At 60.0% G+C, this 19146-nt stretch carries 18 protein-coding genes; all 18 read right to left on the bottom strand.

Annotation, left to right across the window (positions count from 1 at the left end):
- Positions 1-39 precede the first annotated feature (39 nt).
- A complete protein-coding gene (gene purD / locus RYB09_RS09945; RefSeq protein WP_058402629.1) occupies positions 40-1335 on the bottom strand; it encodes a phosphoribosylamine--glycine ligase in 1296 nt (431 codons plus the stop codon).
- A gap of 117 nt (positions 1336-1452) precedes the next feature.
- Positions 1453-3057 carry a bifunctional phosphoribosylaminoimidazolecarboxamide formyltransferase/IMP cyclohydrolase gene (purH, locus tag RYB09_RS09940; RefSeq protein ID WP_122259646.1) on the bottom strand — a complete coding sequence of 535 codons (1605 nt, stop codon included), beginning with the start codon at positions 3055-3057 and terminating at the stop codon, positions 1453-1455.
- A gap of 80 nt (positions 3058-3137) precedes the next feature.
- Positions 3138-3458, bottom strand: coding sequence for a DNA-binding transcriptional regulator Fis (gene fis, locus RYB09_RS09935; protein ID WP_002555375.1), 321 nt, complete (start codon positions 3456-3458; stop codon positions 3138-3140).
- Complete coding sequence (dusB, locus tag RYB09_RS09930) at positions 3455-4468, bottom strand: tRNA dihydrouridine synthase DusB (protein ID WP_004666305.1); 1014 nt, start codon at positions 4466-4468, stop codon at positions 3455-3457. Before dusB ends, fis begins: the two co-directional genes overlap by 4 nt.
- 317 nt (positions 4469-4785) lie before the next feature.
- Positions 4786-6096 carry a DUF3426 domain-containing protein gene (locus RYB09_RS09925; RefSeq protein WP_316888170.1) on the bottom strand — a complete coding sequence of 437 codons (1311 nt, stop codon included), beginning with the start codon at positions 6094-6096 and terminating at the stop codon, positions 4786-4788.
- A 24-nt stretch (positions 6097-6120) separates the two neighbouring features.
- Positions 6121-6999, bottom strand: coding sequence for a 50S ribosomal protein L11 methyltransferase (gene prmA / locus RYB09_RS09920; protein ID WP_058402626.1), 879 nt, complete (start codon positions 6997-6999; stop codon positions 6121-6123).
- Positions 7000-7137: 138 nt separating this feature from the next.
- Entirely contained in the window at positions 7138-8481 is a 1344-nt protein-coding gene (accC, locus tag RYB09_RS09915) for an acetyl-CoA carboxylase biotin carboxylase subunit (RefSeq protein ID WP_058408668.1), read from the bottom strand.
- 17 nt (positions 8482-8498) lie between these two features.
- On the bottom strand, positions 8499-8954 hold the full coding sequence (gene accB / locus RYB09_RS09910) for an acetyl-CoA carboxylase biotin carboxyl carrier protein (RefSeq protein ID WP_002555370.1): 456 nt from the start codon (positions 8952-8954) through the stop codon (positions 8499-8501).
- 76 nt (positions 8955-9030) lie between these two features.
- Positions 9031-9483, bottom strand: a complete 453-nt coding sequence (gene aroQ / locus RYB09_RS09905) for a type II 3-dehydroquinate dehydratase (RefSeq protein WP_002555369.1) — start codon at positions 9481-9483, stop codon at positions 9031-9033.
- Positions 9484-9612: 129 nt separating this feature from the next.
- A complete protein-coding gene (locus RYB09_RS09900; protein WP_316888167.1) occupies positions 9613-11403 on the bottom strand; it encodes a protein-disulfide reductase DsbD in 1791 nt (596 codons plus the stop codon).
- A gap of 111 nt (positions 11404-11514) precedes the next feature.
- Positions 11515-11787 (bottom strand): DUF3613 domain-containing protein, encoded by a 273-nt coding sequence (locus RYB09_RS09895; RefSeq protein ID WP_230016897.1) that lies wholly within the window; start codon positions 11785-11787, stop codon positions 11515-11517.
- Positions 11784-12485, bottom strand: coding sequence for a hypothetical protein (locus tag RYB09_RS09890; protein WP_230016895.1), 702 nt, complete (start codon positions 12483-12485; stop codon positions 11784-11786). The genes RYB09_RS09895 and RYB09_RS09890 overlap by 4 nt, the downstream gene beginning before the upstream one ends.
- A gap of 37 nt (positions 12486-12522) precedes the next feature.
- Entirely contained in the window at positions 12523-13407 is an 885-nt protein-coding gene (locus RYB09_RS09885) for a type II secretion system F family protein (protein ID WP_058402623.1), read from the bottom strand.
- A 1-nt stretch (position 13408) separates the two neighbouring features.
- Positions 13409-14293 (bottom strand): type II secretion system F family protein, encoded by an 885-nt coding sequence (locus tag RYB09_RS09880; RefSeq protein ID WP_316888163.1) that lies wholly within the window; start codon positions 14291-14293, stop codon positions 13409-13411.
- A gap of 21 nt (positions 14294-14314) precedes the next feature.
- On the bottom strand, positions 14315-15571 hold the full coding sequence (locus RYB09_RS09875; RefSeq protein ID WP_005746717.1) for a CpaF family protein: 1257 nt from the start codon (positions 15569-15571) through the stop codon (positions 14315-14317).
- The gene (locus RYB09_RS09870) at positions 15571-16761 is read right to left on the bottom strand and encodes a CpaE family protein (protein WP_002555362.1); all 1191 of its coding nucleotides are present in this window, start codon (positions 16759-16761) and stop codon (positions 15571-15573) included. Before RYB09_RS09870 ends, RYB09_RS09875 begins: the two co-directional genes overlap by 1 nt.
- On the bottom strand, positions 16758-18008 hold the full coding sequence (locus RYB09_RS09865) for a type II and III secretion system protein family protein (protein WP_219170294.1): 1251 nt from the start codon (positions 18006-18008) through the stop codon (positions 16758-16760). Before RYB09_RS09865 ends, RYB09_RS09870 begins: the two co-directional genes overlap by 4 nt.
- A 20-nt stretch (positions 18009-18028) precedes the next feature.
- On the bottom strand, positions 18029-18988 hold the full coding sequence (gene cpaB, locus RYB09_RS09860; protein ID WP_219170292.1) for a Flp pilus assembly protein CpaB: 960 nt from the start codon (positions 18986-18988) through the stop codon (positions 18029-18031).
- Positions 18989-19146 lie beyond the last annotated feature (158 nt).

Below are 19146 nucleotides of genomic sequence, written 5' to 3'. Positions count from 1 at the left end.
AATCGGCCTGCCTCTGATTGAAGAGACAGGCCTGATTGATTATTCCAGCTCTTCGCCACGCTCACGGGCAATGGCACGGTAGCCAATGTCCTTGCGATAGAAACATCCTTGCCAATCAACCTTGGCAGCCAACGCATAGGCATTTTGCTGCGCATTGCCAACACTGTCACCCAGTGCTGTAGCACACAGTACACGACCGCCGCCGGTCACGACACGATCATCTTGCAAGGCAGTGCCCGCGTGGAATATCTTGCCTTCCAGCTGTGCAGCAGCGTCCAGACCTTCGATGACTGCGCCTTTGGCGTAGTCGCCAGGGTAGCCACCGGCGGCCAGGACGATTCCCAGGCTTGGACGGGGGTCCCACTGTGCTTCGATCTTGTCCAGTGCCTGCGCCAGCGCAGCTTCAACCAGCAGTACCAGACTCGATTGCAGGCGCAGCATGACCGGCTGGGTTTCCGGGTCGCCGAAGCGGCAATTGAATTCGATGACTTTCGGGTTGCCAGCTTTATCGATCATCAGACCAGCATAGAGGAATCCGGTGTAAACATTGCCTTCATCAGCCATGCCCCTGACGGTCGGCCAGATAACCAGATCCATGACACGTTGATGAACTTCGGCGGTGACCACCGGGGCAGGGGAGTAGGCCCCCATGCCACCGGTGTTCGGGCCGGTGTCGCCGTCGCCGACGCGCTTGTGATCCTGGCTGGTGGCCATGGGTAGCACATTCTTGCCGTCGACCATGACAATGAAGCTGGCTTCTTCGCCATCGAGAAACTCCTCGATGACAACGCGGGAACCGGCTTCGCCAAAGGCGTTGCCAGCCAGCATGTCACGTACGGCATCTTCGGCTTCTGCCAGGGTCATGGCGACGATCACGCCCTTGCCTGCCGCAAGACCGTCGGCCTTGATGACTATCGGAGCACCTTTTTCACGCAGATAGGCCAGGGCAGGCTCGATCTCGGTGAAGTTCTGATAGTCGGCAGTGGGGATCTTGTGGCGCGCCAGGAAGTCCTTGGTAAACGCCTTGGAACCTTCAAGCTGCGCAGCGCCGGCGGTCGGACCGAAGCAGTCCAGACCACGGCTGCGGAACAGGTCGACAACGCCTGCAACCAGCGGCACTTCAGGACCGACGATGGTCAGCGAAACGTTCTTTTCAGCGAAATCCGCCAGTTGCTCCAGTGCCAGAACGTCGATAGCCACGTTCTCGCATTTGGCTTCGATCGCCGTGCCTGCGTTGCCCGGTGCGACGAACACCTTCTGCACACGTGGGTCCTGAGCGACTTTCCATGCCAGGGCGTGTTCACGACCGCCGCTGCCAATGATCAAAACATTCATTTCAAAAACCTCGATGACGCTGATTCTGGAGTACGCGGTGCGCCTGAGGCGACCCAACCGCCGTACGAGGCCGTAATGGCGCAGCAGACGTCTGCGCCAGTGCGACCGTTTTTCTGATTAGTGCCTGAAATGGCGCATGCCGGTGAAGACCATCGCGATGCCTGCTTCATCTGCAGCTGCAATCACTTCGTTGTCACGCATCGAACCGCCGGGCTGGATGACGGCAGTGATGCCGACCTTGGCCGCGTTGTCGATACCGTCACGGAACGGGAAGAACGCATCGGAGGCCATGACCGCGCCCTGCACCTGCAGCCCGGCATGCTCGGCCTTGATGGCGGCGATGCGTGCCGAGTTCACGCGGCTCATCTGACCTGCGCCGACGCCGACGGTCTGGCGGTTGCGGGCGTAGACGATGGCGTTGGACTTGACGTACTTGGCGACTTTCCAGGCAAAGATCAGGTCATGCATTTCGTGTTCGGTAGGGGCACGCTGGGTAACGACCTTGAGGTCCGCCTGAGTGATCATGCCGATATCGCGGCTTTGTACCAGCAAACCGCCATTCACGCGTTTGTAGTCCCAGGCAGGCAGACGCTCGCTCCACTGGCCGCTGGTCAGCAGGCGCACATTGGCTTTGCTGGCCACGATGGCACGCGCTTCGGCGCTGACGCTTGGCGCGATGATCACTTCGACGAACTGGCGCTCGACGATGGCCTTGGCCGTTGCTGCGTCCAGCTCGCGGTTGAAGGCGATGATGCCGCCAAATGCCGATTCGGAGTCGGTGGCATAGGCCAGCTCGTAAGCCTGGCGAATGCCGCCTTCATCATCCGGGCAGACTGCGACACCGCACGGGTTGGCGTGCTTGACGATCACGCAGGCCGGTTTGACGAAGCTCTTGACGCATTCCAGCGCGGCGTCGGTATCGGCGACGTTGTTGAACGACAGTTCCTTGCCTTGCAGCTGGGTGGCGGTGGCAATGCCGACCTCGGCAGGTTTGGCTTCGACGTAGAACGCCGCACTCTGGTGCGGGTTCTCGCCGTAGCGCATTTCCTGAGCCTTGACGAACTGGGTGTTGAAGGTGCGCGGGAACTGACTGCGGCCTTCGGTGCTCAGGGTTTCGGCAGTCTGGTCGACGCCGCCCAGGTAGTTGGCGATCATGCCGTCGTAGGCGGCGGTGTGCTCGAACGCCTTGAGCATCAGGTCGAAGCGCTGTGCGTAGGTCAGGCCGCCAGCCTTGAGGCTTTCCAATACCTGGCCGTAGTCACTGGCGTTGACCACGATTGCGACATCTTTATGGTTCTTCGCAGCGGAGCGGACCATGGTCGGGCCGCCGATATCGATGTTTTCGATGGCGGTCGGCAGGTCGCAGCCCGATTTGGAGACAGTGGCTTCAAACGGATACAGATTGACGGCAACCAGATCGATCGGCTTGATGCCGTGCTCGGTCATGATGGCGTCGTCGATGCCGCGACGACCCAGAATACCGCCGTGGATCATGGGGTGCAGAGTCTTGACCCGGCCATCCATCATTTCAGCGAAGCCGGTGTAGTCAGCCACTTCGACTGCCGCGACGCCGTTGTCCTTGAGCAGTTTGAACGTACCGCCAGTGGAAAGAATCTCGACGCCCAGCGCTTCAAGCTCGCGGGCAAACTCAAGGATTCCTGTCTTGTCGGATACGCTGATCAGGGCGCGACGGATAGGCAGGCGGGTAGTCTGGTCGGTCATCTCGATTTCCATCAAAAGCAAAAGAAGTCAGCAAAAAAAAGCGACCGCGGTGCAAGGTCGCCTTTTCTGTTTTGAATGCTTTAAAGCAGATCGTACTGTTTGAGTTTCTTGCGCAGCGTGCCGCGGTTCAGTCCCAGCAGCTCGGAAGCCTTCGTCTGGTTGCCCTTGACGTAGTTCATCACGCTTTCCAGAAGCGGAGCCTCGACTTCCGACAACACCAGGTTGTAGACGTCAGTGACGGATGCGCCTTCGAGGTGGGCGAAATAATTGTGCAGCGCCTTCTCGACACTTCCGCGCAGGGTCTGACCCTCTTCGCTCGGCGTGTTGAGGTGCTGTTTCAAATTGACGTTGTCGCTCACGGGTGTTGTTCCACTCACTAAAGTCTCGGTCATCATCGTCATGCGGCCACCTCTTTATCATTCTCGTTATCCGGGCCCTTGCAGCCTTGGCTGAAGAACTCCCGAACGTTGGCGCACTGTGCTTCCGTATCTTCCAAACGATTGAAGTGGGCGCGAAACTCTCTGGCGCCCGGCAGGGTTGCGAGATACCAACTGACGTGTTTGCGTGCAATACGCACGCCCATCACATCTCCATAGAAAACGTGGAGCGCTGCCAGATGCTCAAGCAGAATACGTTCCACTTCACTCGACTGCGGCGCCGGGAGTTTTTCTCCGGTACGCAGAAAGTGTTCTATCTCGCGAAAAATCCAGGGACGCCCCTGGGCGGCCCTGCCAATCAGTAACCCGTCTGCGCCGGTGGCCTGTAGCACGCGCCGGGCTTTTTCGGGTGAATCGATGTCGCCGTTGGCAAACACCGGTATCGACACTGCCTGTTTGATCATGGCAATGGTGTCGTACTCGGCTTCGCCGGTGTAAAGGTCGGCACGGGTTCGCCCGTGTACCGCCAGTGCCTGAATACCGGCCTGCTCGGCGATTTTCGCCACCGTCAGACCATTTCGGTTGTCGCGATCCCATCCGGTGCGGATCTTCAGCGTGACCGGCACATCGACAGCAGCCACGACGGCCTGCAGGATGTCGTTCACCAGTTGCTCGTCTTTCAACAGCGCCGAGCCTGCTGCCTTGTTACAGACCTTCTTGGCCGGGCAACCCATGTTGATGTCGATGATCTGGGCACCCAGTTCGACATTGGCACGTGCTGCGTCTGCCAGCATCTGCGGATCACCACCGGCGATCTGTACCGAGCGTGGCTCGGGATCACCTTCGTGGATCATGCGCAGACGCGATTTGCGGCTGTTCCACAGGCTCATGTCACTGGTGACCATCTCCGAAACCACCAGGCCGGCACCGAGTCGTCGGCACAGCTGACGGAAAGGCTGGTCGGTGACGCCCGCCATCGGGGCGAGGACCAAGCCGTTTTGCACTGTATATGGGCCGATGCGTACTGCCGACATAGCCTTACCTGTTGTGGAGGCCAAATCATCCGCAGGCCGTGTAAAAAACCGTTTCACCCGGTCTGCAACGGCCCGTCCCACCAGCCGCTTGCGCCACCGTCAGATCGAACCGAGAGTTTGAAAAAGGGTTGGCATGATACCCGCTCTCGATGACTGGATAAAGGCTGAATTGGATAAAATCTGAACAGCTCGTTGCGGCGCTTGCAGGGAACGATTACACGGCATTTGGCACTGTAAATTCTGCGATCATGCAGCGTTCCCTGGCATAACGAGCCTGTGTTGGATCAAGTAAAGCCGACGTTATGGCAGTGGGCCTGTCATTCCGGCGAACGGAAGTTCAGGCTGTAATTCACGGCCTTGGCGCCTGGATCAAGGATATCCAGCGCGATATGGATCGGCGTTTGCGGTGGCATGTCTTCCTTGCCGGCCATTTCGCCGCTCAGGTATTCACCGGGCTTGAACCGACGACTGGCAATCAACTGACCGCCGGTATCGGAAAAACGCAGCTCCAGCAGCGGGAACGGCTGGGAAAACGAGGCACGGTTGTAGATGATCGCGTCCACCACCAGAGCCCCCTGAAACTCGGGATGGCTGCGTACCACCAGATTGCTGCTCTTGAGCTGGGATATATCGACCTTGGTCGGCACCTTGCAGCCGATTTGCGGGCAAATCTGCTGGAACCACGGGCGATATTGATCCTGGCGAGCCAGTTGATCGAAATGGTACCAGACGTATTGACCGGCCAGACCCGCCAGAGCCAGTACGATCAACAGGCCCCACGCAAGGCGTCGGCCCCAGCGCGGTTTGGGCGGCTGCCAGTCCAGTTGCAAAGGGTCGTCAGTCAGGTCAAGCAGTGCCTGCTCGCGCACTGCAGGTTCGTTACGGCTGCGTCTGCCACGGGGTTCAGGTTCTGGTTCGTCGTCGTCCTGATCTTCGTCGTCATCCACGGCTGACCAGCGTTGCACTTTCTCGGCAGGCAGGGCCTTGCGCGGTGTGGTAACAAGCACGACGGGTTCGTCATCGTCCAGGTGCTTGTCCAGTGACAGCGAGGGCTCGGTCCTTTTGTCGTCGGGCAACGGCTCCGGGTCTTCGGGCGAATCCGGGTCGGGGATGACCTCGGCGTGCAGCTCGGGCTGACGTTCGACATCGTCGTTGTGCAGCGTGCCGACCCAGGCAGCCTCGTCGGTCTGGCGGTTGTCACGCTTCGCGGTAAGGCTCTCATCGTCAGTGCCGTCATCGCTGGCCGGGCGGGCGAAGGTGTCGGGTCGTCGAGTCTCGCGCTGTTCGAGGCGAGCCAGTTCTTCGTCCAGGTTCAGATTGTCCAGATCCAGCTCGCTGACCTGCCAGGGGTCATCGTCTTCAAGTGCCTTTTCCGGTTCTGGCTTCAGCTCGGGTTCGGGCGTCGACGCAGGCTCTGGTTGGGGCGGGGCTATGACCACCGGTGCGGCGCTCAGGGCCTCCTTTTCGGAGTCGACTATGGCGCGCTGCTCCAGCAACTGCCGGGCTGCGTTGAAAACCTGCAGGCAGGCGCCACATCGCACCACGCCGCGGGCCACGCTCAGTTGAGCGTGGCTGACTCTGAAACTGGTCTGGCAGTGCGGGCACTGGGTGACAAAACTGTCGGTCATGCGGCTGTCCGGTTGAAGCGGCGGTTAACGGCGGCGTCCCGTGATGCGTACCCAGCCATCTCGGTTTGCGATCGGGTCCAGATCAAAGCTTTCAGCATAGGCCGCAGCGACTTCCTCACCCTGTTCGGCCAGGATGCCTGACAGGGCCAGGCGACCGCCGGTTCTGACCAGCGATGCCAGTTGCGGTGCCAGGGAAACCAGCGGGCCAGCCAGAATGTTGGCGACCAGCACATCGGCTTGCTGGTGCGGCAGGTCCTCGGGCAAGTACAGCGGGAAGCGCTCGGCAGCGATATTATTGCGTCCGGCATTGTCACGAGAGGCTTCCAGTGCCTGCACGTCGATGTCAGTACCCACGGCCTGTTCGGCACCCAGCAGCAGGGCGGCGATGGCCAGAATGCCCGAGCCGCAGCCGAAATCCAGCACGTTGCAGCCTTTGAGGTCCTGGCCGTCCAGCCATTCAAGGCACAGTGCGGTGGTCGGATGGGTGCCGGTGCCGAATGCCAGGCCAGGATCAAGCAGCAGGTTCACGGCATCCGGTTGCGGTGCAGCATGCCAGCTTGGCACGATCCACAGGCGCTTGCCGAAACACATTGGCTGGAAGTTATCCATCCAGCTGCGCTCCCAGTCCTGATCTTCGATGACTTCGGCGCTGTGCTCGGGCAGTTCTTCGCCGGTCAGCAGGCTCAGGTGTGCCAAGGCCATTTCGGCATTGGTGTCGGCTTCGAACAGCGCCAGCAAATGGGTGTGTGTCCATAGCGGCGTGGTGTTGAGTTCAGGCTCGAAAATCGGCTGGTCTTCGGCGTCCATGAATGTCACGGACACGGCGCCGACTTCAAGAAGGGCGTCTTCGTAGGTTTCGGCTTGTTCTGGGCTGATGGCGAGACGGACTTGCAGCCAAGGCATGGCGGATTACCTTCGATTCGGAAATTAAGTGCGGCTTGCACGGCCGGCGCGGCCGCAGGAAGCGGGCAAGTTTACTGCTATGCGCTGCAAACAACAAAGCCGCATCGCTGCGGCTTTGTCGTTCTGAAACACACTGGCTTATTGATTGGCCAGTTTGTGCTCCAGGTAGTGGATGTTGACTCCGCCTTCGCAGAAGCCTTCATCACGGGTCAGATCACGGTGCAGCGGGATATTGGTCTTGATCCCGTCGACCACGATTTCGTCCAGGGCATTGCGCATGCGTGCCATGGCTTCTTCGCGGGTCGCGCCCCAGGTGATCACTTTGCCGATCAGCGAGTCGTAGTTGGACGGAACCTTGTAGCCGCTGTACAGGTGCGAATCGACCCGCACACCGTTGCCGCCTGGTGCGTGGAAGTGCTTGACCAGACCTGGGCTTGGAACGAAGGTTTTCGGGTCTTCAGCGTTGATCCGGCATTCCAGCGCATGCCCTTTGATGACCACGTCATCCTGGGTGTACGACAGTTTGTTGCCGGCGGCGATGCTGAGCATCTCCTTGACGATGTCGATACCGGTGACCATTTCGGATACCGGGTGCTCCACCTGAACACGGGTGTTCATTTCGATGAAGTAGAAACGGCCGTTCTCGTACAGGAACTCGAAAGTACCCGCGCCGCGATAGCCGATATCGATACATGCCTTGACGCAGGCAGCCAGAACATCTGCACGTGCCTGTTCGTCGATGAACGGTGCCGGTGCTTCTTCCAGAACCTTCTGGTGACGGCGCTGCAGCGAGCAGTCGCGGTCGCCCAGATGAATCGCCTGGCCCTGACCGTCGGAAATAACCTGGACTTCCACGTGACGCGGGTTGGTCAGGTATTTTTCCAGGTAGACCATCGGGTTGCTGAACCAGGCCGCAGCTTCTGCGCGGGTCTGGGAGGCAGCTTCGATCAGGTCTTCTTCGCGATGAACCACACGCATGCCGCGACCACCACCGCCACCGGCGGCCTTGATGATCACCGGGTAACCCACTTCACGACCGATGCGCAGAGCGGTTGATTCGTCTTCCGGCAGCGGGCCGTCGGAACCCGGAACGGTTGGCACGTTGGCCAGCTTCATGGCGTCCTTGGCAGAAACCTTGTCGCCCATCAGGCGGATGGTGTCTGCTTTCGGGCCGATGAAGGCAAAGCCCGATTTTTCGACCTGTTCGGCGAAATCGGCGTTTTCAGCGAGGAAGCCGTAGCCAGGGTGGATCGCCGTGGCGCCGGTCACTTCGGCAGCCGAGATGATCGCCGGAATGTTCAGGTAGGACAGATTGGCTGGTGCCGGACCAATGCAGACGGTTTCGTCTGCCAGGCCCAGGTGCATCAACTCGCGATCTGCCGTGGAGTGTACAGCGACGGTCTTGATGCCCAGTTCTTTACAGGCACGCAAGATGCGCAAGGCAATTTCGCCGCGGTTGGCGATTAGAACTTTTTCCAACATCGCAGGCTCTCCCCGGGTCAAACGATTGTGAACAGCGGCTGGTCAAACTCAACCGGCTGACCGTTTTCTACCAGGATGGATTCGATCACGCCGCTGGCTTCTGCCTGGATGTGGTTCATCATTTTCATCGCTTCAACGATGCAGATGGTGTCGCCTTTCTTGACGGTCTGACCCACTTCGACGAATGCAGGCGAAGTAGGTGCCGGGGTGCGGTAGAACGTACCGACCATTGGCGACTTGACCACAAAGCCGTTCAGTTTCGGAGCCGATGGTGCTTCTGCTGCGGCCGGAGCGGCTGCTGGAGCCGGTGCGGCGACAGGCGCAGCAACCGGGGCTGGCGCGTAGTAAGGCTGCGCTGGAGTCTTGCTGTGACGGCTGATCCGTACGGACTCTTCGCCTTCACGAATTTCCAGCTCGTCGATACCGGACTCTTCCAGCAATTCGATCAGCTTCTTGACTTTGCGAATATCCATTAATCAACTCCCAAGGTTCTGTAAGGGCAATTTGTCGGCCGTTTCAAGCGATGTGGTCAGCTTCAGGCTGGACTCGTCATGGCTTGGCACTGGCGGCCAGTTGTTCCAGGGCGGCTTCCAGGGCCAGGCGGTATCCGCTGGCTCCCAGGCCGCAGATCACTCCTACAGCGACATCTGAAAAGTAGGAGTGATGGCGGAAAGGTTCGCGTTTGTGCACGTTTGATAAATGCACTTCGATGAATGGGATGCTCACTCCCATCAGCGCGTCACGTATTGCAACGCTTGTGTGCGTAAAAGCGGCCGGATTGATCAAAATAAAGTCCACACCCTCACCGCGTGCGGCGTGAATACGGTCGATCAGTTCATACTCGGCATTGCTTTGCAGGTACATCAGATGGTGACCGGCATCGCGCGCGCGTTGCTCCAGGTCCTGATTGATCTGGGGCAGGGTGATGGTGCCGTAGACCCCGGGTTCCCGAGTGCCCAGCAGGTTCAGGTTGGGCCCGTGAAGGACCAGGATAGTCGCCATTGCGTGTTCCTTTTATTGTCTGCGAGCGGTTTACGCCCGGCGACTATGCCGGAAGGGCAATGGACTGTCCAGTTAACAACAGTAGCCAGCACGATGAGCGATATTCGCGCAAAGTTTGTGACTCACCGTTTAGTTTTGGTCATTTGCCCTATTCAAGCGTTCAATCAGGCCCGTGGCGTCGATTTCGCCGACGACTCGCACATTTTGCAGCTCTTCGCCGTTTTTTGCGAAAAACAGCAGCGCGGGAGGACCGAACAGCTTGTAGCGGTCGAGCAGGGCACGTTGCTCTGCGTTGCTGTCGGTCATGTCGAAGCGAACCAGACTGTAACCCGATAACCCGGCAACGACTCCGGGATCGGGGAGAACTTCGTGCTCGATGACCTTGCAACTGATGCACCAGTCGGCGTACCAGTCGAGCAACAGCGGTTTGCCTGCGCTTTGCGCTTCCTGCATCACACGGTCCAGTTCGGCCGAGGTGGTGATCGTCTGCCACTGGTTCGAGGTTGATGCGACTGCCGGGCTGTTTGCCGTGGCGTATTCGCGGCCCAGCGGACGCATCGGGTCGGTTTGCCCGGACAGCGCGCCATACCAGCAGGCCAGCGCGTAAACCAACAGCGCCAGCCCCAGCAGTTGAGCGAGCTTTTGCCGAGTGGTCTTTTCAGTGAGCTCCAGTGCGCCGAGAAACAGCGCAACGCCCGCAGACAGCAGGCCGACCAGCAGCAAGGTGATCTGCCCCGGCAGGACGCGGCTCAGCAAGCCGATGGCCAGTGCCAGCAGCAGCACACCGATTGCATTTTTCACCGTGACCAGCCAAGGCCCGCTTTTCGGCAGCCATGCAGCACCACCGGTGGCTATCAACAGCAATGGCGCGCCCATGCCCAGGCCCAGCGCGAACAGTTTCAACCCGCCACCAACAGCATCGCCGCTGGCGCTGATGTACAGCAACGCACCGGCCAGCGGTGCGGAAACACAGGGGGAGACCAGCAGGCTGGAAACCATGCCCAGCACTGCTGCGCCCCAGAGTGATCCGCCTTCGGTCTTGCCAGCGATACGGTCCAGACGAGAGCTGATCGACTGCGGCAGACGCAGCTCGAAAGCGCCAAACATGGCGATGGCAAAGATCACGAAAAACGCCGAAAACGGCACCAGCACCCAGGCCGATTGCAGGCGTGCCTGCAGATTCAGACTCGCGCCAAACATACCCATCAGCGCGCCAAGCAAGGCAAAACAGGCCGCCATCGGCAGTACGTAAGCCAGTGACAGGCTCAGGCCGCGCAGGCCGCCAACCTTGCCGCGTAGCACCACCCCGGACAGAATCGGCAGCATGGGCAGTACACAGGGGGTGAAGGTCAGGCCTACGCCTGCGAGGAAAAACAGCGCCAGTTCTTTCCAGCTCCAGGCGGCTGCGGTGGCTGCTGTAGTGGCGGATGCCGAGGCGGCCGGGCTGGCGGCCACATCGCCAATGTTCAAACGCTCGGTTTCAGGCGGATAGCACAGGCCCTTGTCGGCGCAGCCCTGATAGGTGACAGCGAGCGTGAAGGGGCGTTGTTCACCGGGTTTGCGTGGCAGGTCGATGTCGAGAATGCCGTGATAGACCTCGACATCGCCAAAGTATTCGTCGTGTTTCTGTTCGCCCTTGGGCAGTTGCGCTTCGCCCAGGCCGATATCAGCAGGCTCGGTGCGAAACTGGAAACGATGGCGATACAGATAATAGCCATCGGTGGCGACCAGCCTCAGCTTGATCGATTCTGGTGTGGTTTCGATCAGGCTCAGCTGAAAAGCCTGACGCACTGGCAGGAAATCCTTGCTGTTATCCAGCGAGCCGCCGCCCAGGGTTGACGACGGGCGGCTGTCCAGTAGACCGGCACCGGAGGCGGGCAGGGCCAGGATCAATAACATCAGGCATAACAAACGGCGCATGGCAGTCTCGAATCTCGAAAGTCCGCGCATGATAGCGGAGTGTTTCGCGGCCTGCTGACAGGAGGTTTGTAAGGTGTGGTGTCATTCAGGTAACAGAACCGCCCCGCGAGGCTATTTTCTACCCGCTGAAAACTTGCCGCCAGCCTCCTGTTCGTAGTACTCGGGGATTTTGTACTTATAGGTTTCCAGCCAGCGTTGCAGGCTCAGGTCACGCTCGGCGGCGGTATTGATTTGTGGCGTCGGCGATGCAGCCTTGCCGCTGGCTTGCAGTTGCAGCCAGGTTTCAGTCTGTTTCTGCGCGTAAGGTGATTGCTCGTCGCTCGCAGCCCAGGCGCTGCTGACGATAAACAGGGTGAAAATGCTGCCGACCAGTGCGCCTTTCATGGTTGTGCTCCTGTTGTACTGGCGGACGCGAGTGGTGTGGCCCGGGTTTTTCCGATTTTTTCGGCTCGCGCCTGGGCCTCGGTGATCTGCTCGGGTGTCAAACCGGCGCGGGAGGCCAGTTCGGCGGCTTGCGTCCATTTGTTCTGGTAGATCAGCAAGGTGGCCAGATTGATTGCCGCCAGCGGATCGGACTGTTTGAGCTCCATGGCGGTCAGAAACTGGAAGCGCGCCTGCTCCAGTTTCAACTGGTTGAGATAGACAACGCCCAGGTCGTTGCGGATTTTTTCGTCAGTCGGTTGCAGTTTGCTGGCCATGAGCAGATGTTGCTGGGCCAGCACGTTGTCGCCACGCGCCGCAGCCAGTTGTCCCAGCCCATGCTCACCCTCGGCTGCCAGACAGGTGCCCAGCAGGCTGCGATACAGCGGCTCGGCTTCGTTGCTGCCCAACAGCCGCAATACCCGCGCCTTGCGCAGGCGAACCTCACCAAGGCTGTCCGGCAGGCTCTCCAGATTGGCGAGGCTGGCGTGCAGGCGGCCCTCATCTGCCATGTTCTGAGCCAGGTTCAGGGAGAACTCCTGATCCGATGTCAGTTTGGGGCACTGGCCGGGCTGAGCCGTGGCCTGCGTCCAGAGCGTGCGACCGTCACTGGTACATCCGTTCAGTAACAGCAGCCCGATTAGAGCGATCACTGATTTCATTGCAATGCGTCCTTTCGTGCATTGTTAGCACTGGAGCTTAACTGCCCAGTGCGCGGCTTATGGCGATAAACCCGGGCCCCGCCAGTACGATCAGCAGGGCCGGAAACAGAAAAACCATCATGACCACCGACATTTTTGCCGACAGTTTGGAAATATATTCCTGCAGGCGGGTCAGGCGTCGGTCGTCAATCAGTTGCTTGAGCGTGAGCAGAGACTTCAGGGCACCGCCGCCCTGATGAATCAACTGATTGAGGATCACGCACGTGTCACTCAATTCATCGACGGCCAGCAAGGCCGCGGTTTTTCGCAGTTCTTCGCCCAGTTCCAGGCCAGAGTCGACCCGTATCAGCACCACGCGAATTTCCTCGGACAGCACCGGCAGCAGGTCTTTACCCTCAATACTCAGCACGCGCAGCGCTTGCTCGACTGCCATGCCGGACTCGAACAGGATGCGCAGCAACGGGATAAACGTAGAAATTTCCACCACCACTTGTTTCTGGCGGCGCTGAGCGACGGCCGCAAGAATCCGTTTGGGCAGCAGATAACCGATTCCCAAGGCAAATACCGGTGCTATGAGCGGCTGCTCGACGCCTTTGAAAAGCAGCAGTTGGGCCACAATGACCACGACCATCATGCCGAGCGGAACGCCGACCTGGCACGCGGCAAACAATGAGCGTTTGCTGGCGCGCCGCCAGCCGATTCGATTGAGCAACATCTGGGTTTCCGAGTCCAGGCTGATGCTGCGCTGGCCAACGCGGGTATCGCCGAGCAACCGCAACAGGCTGCCGATGCGGCTTTCGCGAATCACCTGGCCCCTCAATCGTCTTGCCACCAAACGTTCGTTGCGGCGTTGCCGAGCCATGCCGGACAGCAGCAGAAATGCGGCAGCGGCGAGCATCAAGGCAGCGAGTAACAATTCCATCTCAAATGCTCCTCAGCATGCGCCACAGCACCACACACCCTGTTGCCTGTAGAACGAAGGCCATGCTCAATAGGATCTTTCCGCTGTCATCGTTCCACATATGCAACAGATAGCTGGGGTTCACGGTCAGAAAGTAACCGGCCATGCCGACTGGCAGCAGCGCCAGCACTAGCGCTGTCATGCGGGTTTCACCGGTCATTGCGCGCAATTGGCGACCGGCCTGTTCCCGGTCACGAATCAGCTTGATCAGGTTTTCCATCAGCTCGCTGGCATTGCCGCCATATCGATGATTGACCCGCAAGCCAAGGGCAAACAGATGAAACTCGTCGCGCTCATACAGCTCGGCGAAATCCCTCGCGGCATCCGGCAGGCTGACGCCCAGTTGTACGTTACGCTCGATACGGCTCATGCCGTCCTTGAGTGGCTGATCCGTTGCTTCGATGCCGTGCAGCACCGCGTCGGCCAGGGTTCTGCCTGATTTAAGGCTGCGTACGGTGTGGTCGAGCAGTTGCGGCAATTGCTGGATCATGCGGCGCACACGAACCTCATAGCGCCACGACACGAATAGGCGTAGCGTCAGTGGCACCGCCAGCAGCACGCAGACCGCGCCGATGCCGCCGCCCAGTCCGTAGCCGATCAGAATCAACAAGGCATAGAGCGACAATGCCAGGCCCATGCGCTCGGTCGGTTGACCCAGCCCTGCCCGCAAAAAGGCCCGATCCAGGTAGGTCCATCCAGCCTTTTCGACCACTGGCTGAACCTGTCCGGCGGTCAGACGCTGCCTGACCCGTTCACTGGCACCCTGATTGAGCGCGAGGTAGAACATGCGAATGGACGCAGTCAGCAGCAGCAAGGAGATCAGGCCGAGTACCAGTGATGCATTCATTACGCCGCCTCCCTGAGCACGTCAGTAGCCTGGCCGCAGCTTATCGCCTGCGGCGTGTGCAGCTTCGCGCATGAAGCCGACTCCGGTGCGGCGATCAAGGCGGAACAATGTATTGGTTACATAGATGTCATCGCGTATGCCGACCACTTCCACCACTTCGCTGACACAGCGTCGACCATCAGGCAGGCGTGCCAGCTGGATAATCACATCCAGCGCTGCGCAGACCATCTGGCGCAGGGTCTTTTCCGGGATCAGTCGCCCGGTCAGGCCAACCAGTGTTTCCAGGCGCAGCAGAGCATCCTGAGCATTGTTGGCGTGAACCGTACTCATGGAACCGTCGTGGCCGGTGTTCATTGCCGTCAATACGTCGAGCACTTCAACACCACGGATCTCGCCAAGGATGATGCGGTCCGGGCGCATCCGCAGCGAGTTGCGGATCAGGTCGCTGGCGCGCACCTCGCCATGCCCTTCGGCGTTGGGCGGGCGGGTTTCCAGACGCACCACGTGCGGGTGGCTGAGCTGCAGCTCGGCAACGTCCTCGATAGTGACCAGGCGCTGGTTGCTGTCGATCAACTGGCTCAGAACGTTGAGCATGGTGGTCTTGCCTGTGCCGGTACCGCCGCTGACGAGGATGTTGCAGCGCTTGCCGACCGCTTCCTGAAAAAACTCGAAAATGGATTGATCAATGGTTTGCATGGCCACCAGATCTGCGCTCTTGAGCATGTCCTTGCGAAATTTCCGGATCGACAGGCAAGGGCCGTCCAGCGCAATCGGCGGGATGATGGCATTGACCCGGCTGCCGTCGGGCAGGCGCGCATCGACCATGGGCGAAGATTCATCCAGGCGCCGCCCGAGTGGCGCGAGGATGCGCTGCATCACGCGCTCGACGTGGTGTGAGTCGATAAAGCGCAGGTCGGTGTGGTGCAGCACGCCATCGCGTTCGACAAACACCTTGCCCGGCCCGTTGACCAGAATTTCCGTGACCGACGTGTCGCGCAGCAACACTTCAAGCGGGCCGAAACCGGTCAGCTCATCGACCAGCTCTTCGGCCAGTCGCTCCATTTCGTAGCGCGAAATAGCCAGCCGCAATCGCGCGACGTATTCGGCCACCTTGTCGATGACAAATTGCGCCAGCGCCGGTCGTGAGCCTTCGAGCAGGTTTTTGCCGCTTTCTTCGATGCCATCGATGATGTAACGGTGCAGCACCAGTTTCAGGCCTTGGCCGTCATCGGCCTGCCCGCTGCCACGCGACGAGATGCCAAACAGTTTTTCCGCCATTACCTGTTCCCCCACAGTCGAGCGAGCCAGCCCTGATCGGGTTTATCGTGAGCCTCGGCATTGCGTGCCAGATGCTCGCCAAGCCGACGCAGCCCGGAACACAACGCGTCGCGTGAGGCCAGCTCGAACAGCGTCACTCCCTGGTTTTTGGCGTTGAGGCGCAGCTCTGGTGCCAGCGGCAATACGGCCTGCACCGGCAGGCCGAAGGTCTTGGCCACGGTTTCCGAATTGGGTGCGACCGAGCGCTGATAGCGATCAATCAGCAGGCTGGCGTGTTGCATTCTCATGCCTTTCTCACGCCAGTTATTAAGCACCGTCAGGTTGCGTCGACAGCCCAGTACGCTCTGGTCGGCGTACCACAGCAACTGATCGCAATGGCTGACCAGCGAGCGCAACGCCTCGCTGTCCGGCTGGCCCACGAGGTTCACGACCACATGCTGAAAATGCTGGCGCAGGGCGCTGAGCAGCATATAAAGCTCCGCTGCGCTGGACTGCTCCAGATGATCGTCGGCTTCGCTGTACGCCAGAATGCGCAGACCGCTTTCACTGGTGGTGAACGCACTGTCGATCAGCGTTGCATCGAGCCTGCGCAAGTGGCGCAGGGCATCGCCAAAGCTGAATGTGGATTCAAGGCCGAGCATCAGCAGGCTGTCGCCGCGCGGCAGGCCGAGGTCCAGCAGCAGCGTGCGTTGCCCGGTCTTGTGCACCACCATCGCCAGGTGCGTCGCGATCAAGGCTCCGTCGTCATCGCCTTGCGCGCCATACAGCACTGACAGGCCGCTCATGTTCGGGTTGGGTGTCACGGCAGGCAGGCGCTTGCTCAAGCGTCTGACCAGGCCGGCGACCTCACTGGAGCGAGAGCCATAGGCGACGAAATCCCGCGCCCCGGCACGCATGGCATTGAGCACCAGCTGGTTATCCATACCATCGCCGAGCGCAACGATGGCCAGCATCGGCTTGGCCTCCAGCGCACTCTCGATCAGGGCGCTCTGGGTCATCAGATGCTCACGGTCCAGCCCGACGAACACCACGCTGGCAAAGGTCACGTCCACCAGCGCGAGCAGATCGTCGAGGCTGCCGGTGCCTGCGCTGACCACCTGGCCCAGTGAGCCAAGGGCACTCTGCAGCCATTCCAGATCAGTGTTGTTACGGGTGATTGCCAGGAAGGTCTGGCTCAGGCTCTGGCTCATTTGGATAACCCGTCGCGACGGTCAAAGTCGCCGTTTTCCAGAAAATACAGGCGCGGAAAGCTTGGATCGTAGGTGCGCAGCCCCTCACCCGGCAGCGAGGGCAATTGCGCGTTGGCGGCCAGTGGTTGAACCAGGTGCGGGGTGACGATCATCAGCAGTTCGCGTTCATCGCGCTGGATTTGCGAATTGCGGAAAAACGCGCCGAGAATGGGGATGTCACCCAGACCGGGAAACTTGCCTACGGAACCGACGTTACTGGAGCTGATCAGCCCACTGACCACAAAGCTTTCTCCGTCGGCAAGCGCGATACTGGTGTCGGTACGCCGTATGTTAAGCGCCGGCACGTTTGTGCCGGCGATGGTGATACCGGCAGAGAAATCCAGTTCGCTGACTTCGGGGGCAACTTTTAGCAGGATTCGATCACGGCCCACTACTGTCGGCGTCAGGGTCAGGCGTACGCCAAACTCCTTGTACTCGATGGAAATACCATTGCCCTCGCCATTGGGCACAGGCACCGGGAATTCTCCACCGGCCAGAAAGCTTGCACTTTGCCCATTGAGCGCAACAAGGCTGGGTCGTGCCAGGGTGTAGGCGTAGCCGCTGTTTTCCATGGCATTGAGCATGCCCAGCACCTTGCTGCTGCCACCGCCCCAGACAATATTGAAATTGCTGTTGTTCAGCGGAATGCTCGGCCTTGTGCCACTCACCGTACCGGGGGTGACGTTGACGCCGGGAACCGTGCCAGGCGCGCCGAACAGAAAGTTGTTCGAGCCCTTGCCGAATATCGAGGTACTGGCCTCCTTGAGTTTGGTGCGGCTGACTTCGATAAAGCGGATGTCGGTCTGCACCTGGCTGGGTAACTCGGCATCAGCAGATGGCGCAGGGACGGTCTCTACCATCGACGCCGTGGCCCGACCGCGCACGAACACCATGCTCTGGCGCGGAGCGGTGGCGCAGGCGGTCCAGACCATCAGGCTGGTGGTGCCCTGCGCAACGCCCGTCAACAGAAAACCATCGGTGCCGTTGACATGCACATCGGCGATTTTCGGGTCGCCGACGGCAATGCGGGTGATGGCCACAGGTGAGCGCACTTCCTGCTGAATGCCTTGATCGATTTCCACCGCCGCTGGCATTGCAGCAAGTCCTGCACAACTGCCGGAAGCGGCCCAGGCTGATTGTGCAGACAGCGCCGCCAAGGCTAACGCCAGCAGCCGGGGTTTTGTTACTGGCACGGAACAACAGCTCATCAAATGCAATCCTTGCTCAATCAGGGAGTTTGTTGCGTGATCTGGTTACCGCGTATGACCTCGACTGCGCGAGGCGTGCGAGTGGCTGCGCCCTGTGTCGGCGAGTTGGCCGGGCCCAGGCTCAATTGTCTGAAGCTGACCAGTTGGCGGTTGGCAGAGTCCAGTCGTTCGGCGGCATCACGGCTACCGGCTTCGCTCGCCCAGTAATTCTGAAGGTTGCCCTCGTCGGCGCTGCGCACGGCCAGACGCAGGACACCGGTTTGCGACGCCAGCATCAGCCGTGCCAGCAAGGCTTCCGGTACCGCGACGGTGACGGTTCGCGCGTTGATCCGCAGCTGTTCCTGTTTAAGGCGTTCGTCAGCGTTGATGTCCTGCACCGGCTTGCCGTTGCGATCCGGGCCGAGCAGCCCGCCAACCCCGAGAACTCGCAGGGCGGGTACGACCACCTGGCTGGAGCGATTCAGGTTGCTGGTGTCCTCGGGCAGGTAAAGCAGCACATCCACATAGTCGCCTGGGCTGAGCTGCCCGGATGCGCCAATCACCTCGTCAACCTGCAACGCCAGCGCTCGTTCATGAGGGCGAATCATCCGCGCCAGTGTGCCGCCTGCTTCAAAACTGTTCTCGCTAAGCCAGGTTCCGGCCGTCAGTGTTCGCCAAGTGCTGCGGCCCACCAGTTTGTCGATGTGCTCGAAACTTCCAGGCGGAGCGACCTTGAGGCGCTCTACGGTCAGGTCTTCAGCCGTGATGGGGGTATAGGCCGGTACGTCCCGGGCCAAAACCACTACGTTGTGGCGCAGCGCATCCTCGACGGGCGGAGTCGGGGGCGTTTGGGGCGATATTTCGGTGGCGTCAGGCACCGTGGGTGGCGTGACAACTGCAGGTGCTTCGGCCGGTTTGCTGACGGCGATTCCCAGATAACCGGCAATCAACGCCCCCAGCAAAAACAAGACAGCAAGCACCATGGTAATGCGACTGCTCATGGCAACGTTCCCTTTGTCATTGCAGGACAACTTCAAACCGGTGCGACAACTTCGCAATGTGGCGCGGCGGACGACGTTCCCGTCCGTTATGTGACGTTAGCTCAAGACACTCAGAATGCCATTGTGCTTTGGTATAAAAATGCTGTTGCGTGAACAAC

Origin of the sequence: Pseudomonas syringae group sp. J254-4 (genome assembly GCF_032586855.1) — a bacterium.
In the GTDB taxonomy this organism is placed as follows: Bacteria; Pseudomonadota; Gammaproteobacteria; order Pseudomonadales; family Pseudomonadaceae; genus Aquipseudomonas; species Aquipseudomonas amygdali.
This window is presented reverse-complemented; position numbering and strand designations above follow the sequence as displayed.

Excerpts from the sequence above, each read along its gene's own strand:
- accC (WP_058408668.1), bottom strand. The coding sequence starts at position 8,481 with ATGTTGGAAAAAGTTCTAATCGCCAACCGCGGCGAAATTGCCTTGCGC.
- RYB09_RS09880 (WP_316888163.1), bottom strand. The coding sequence starts at position 14,293 with ATGAATGCATCACTGGTACTCGGCCTGATCTCCTTGCTGCTGCTGACT.
- RYB09_RS09890 (WP_230016895.1), bottom strand. The coding sequence starts at position 12,485 with ATGAAATCAGTGATCGCTCTAATCGGGCTGCTGTTACTGAACGGATGT.
- cpaB (WP_219170292.1), bottom strand. The coding sequence starts at position 18,988 with ATGAGCAGTCGCATTACCATGGTGCTTGCTGTCTTGTTTTTGCTGGGG.
- accB (WP_002555370.1), bottom strand. The coding sequence starts at position 8,954 with ATGGATATTCGCAAAGTCAAGAAGCTGATCGAATTGCTGGAAGAGTCC.
- prmA (WP_058402626.1), bottom strand. The coding sequence starts at position 6,999 with ATGCCTTGGCTGCAAGTCCGTCTCGCCATCAGCCCAGAACAAGCCGAA.
- RYB09_RS09895 (WP_230016897.1), bottom strand. The coding sequence starts at position 11,787 with ATGAAAGGCGCACTGGTCGGCAGCATTTTCACCCTGTTTATCGTCAGC.
- RYB09_RS09885 (WP_058402623.1), bottom strand. The coding sequence starts at position 13,407 with ATGGAATTGTTACTCGCTGCCTTGATGCTCGCCGCTGCCGCATTTCTG.
- RYB09_RS09870 (WP_002555362.1), bottom strand. The coding sequence starts at position 16,761 with ATGAGCCAGAGCCTGAGCCAGACCTTCCTGGCAATCACCCGTAACAAC.
- RYB09_RS09925 (WP_316888170.1), bottom strand. The coding sequence starts at position 6,096 with ATGACCGACAGTTTTGTCACCCAGTGCCCGCACTGCCAGACCAGTTTC.
- dusB (WP_004666305.1), bottom strand. The coding sequence starts at position 4,468 with ATGTCGGCAGTACGCATCGGCCCATATACAGTGCAAAACGGCTTGGTC.
- purH (WP_122259646.1), bottom strand. The coding sequence starts at position 3,057 with ATGACCGACCAGACTACCCGCCTGCCTATCCGTCGCGCCCTGATCAGC.
- RYB09_RS09865 (WP_219170294.1), bottom strand. The coding sequence starts at position 18,008 with ATGAGCTGTTGTTCCGTGCCAGTAACAAAACCCCGGCTGCTGGCGTTA.
- RYB09_RS09900 (WP_316888167.1), bottom strand. The coding sequence starts at position 11,403 with ATGCGCCGTTTGTTATGCCTGATGTTATTGATCCTGGCCCTGCCCGCC.
- fis (WP_002555375.1), bottom strand. The coding sequence starts at position 3,458 with ATGACGATGATGACCGAGACTTTAGTGAGTGGAACAACACCCGTGAGC.
- aroQ (WP_002555369.1), bottom strand. The coding sequence starts at position 9,483 with ATGGCGACTATCCTGGTCCTTCACGGGCCCAACCTGAACCTGCTGGGC.
- purD (WP_058402629.1), bottom strand. The coding sequence starts at position 1,335 with ATGAATGTTTTGATCATTGGCAGCGGCGGTCGTGAACACGCCCTGGCA.
- RYB09_RS09875 (WP_005746717.1), bottom strand. The coding sequence starts at position 15,571 with ATGGCGGAAAAACTGTTTGGCATCTCGTCGCGTGGCAGCGGGCAGGCC.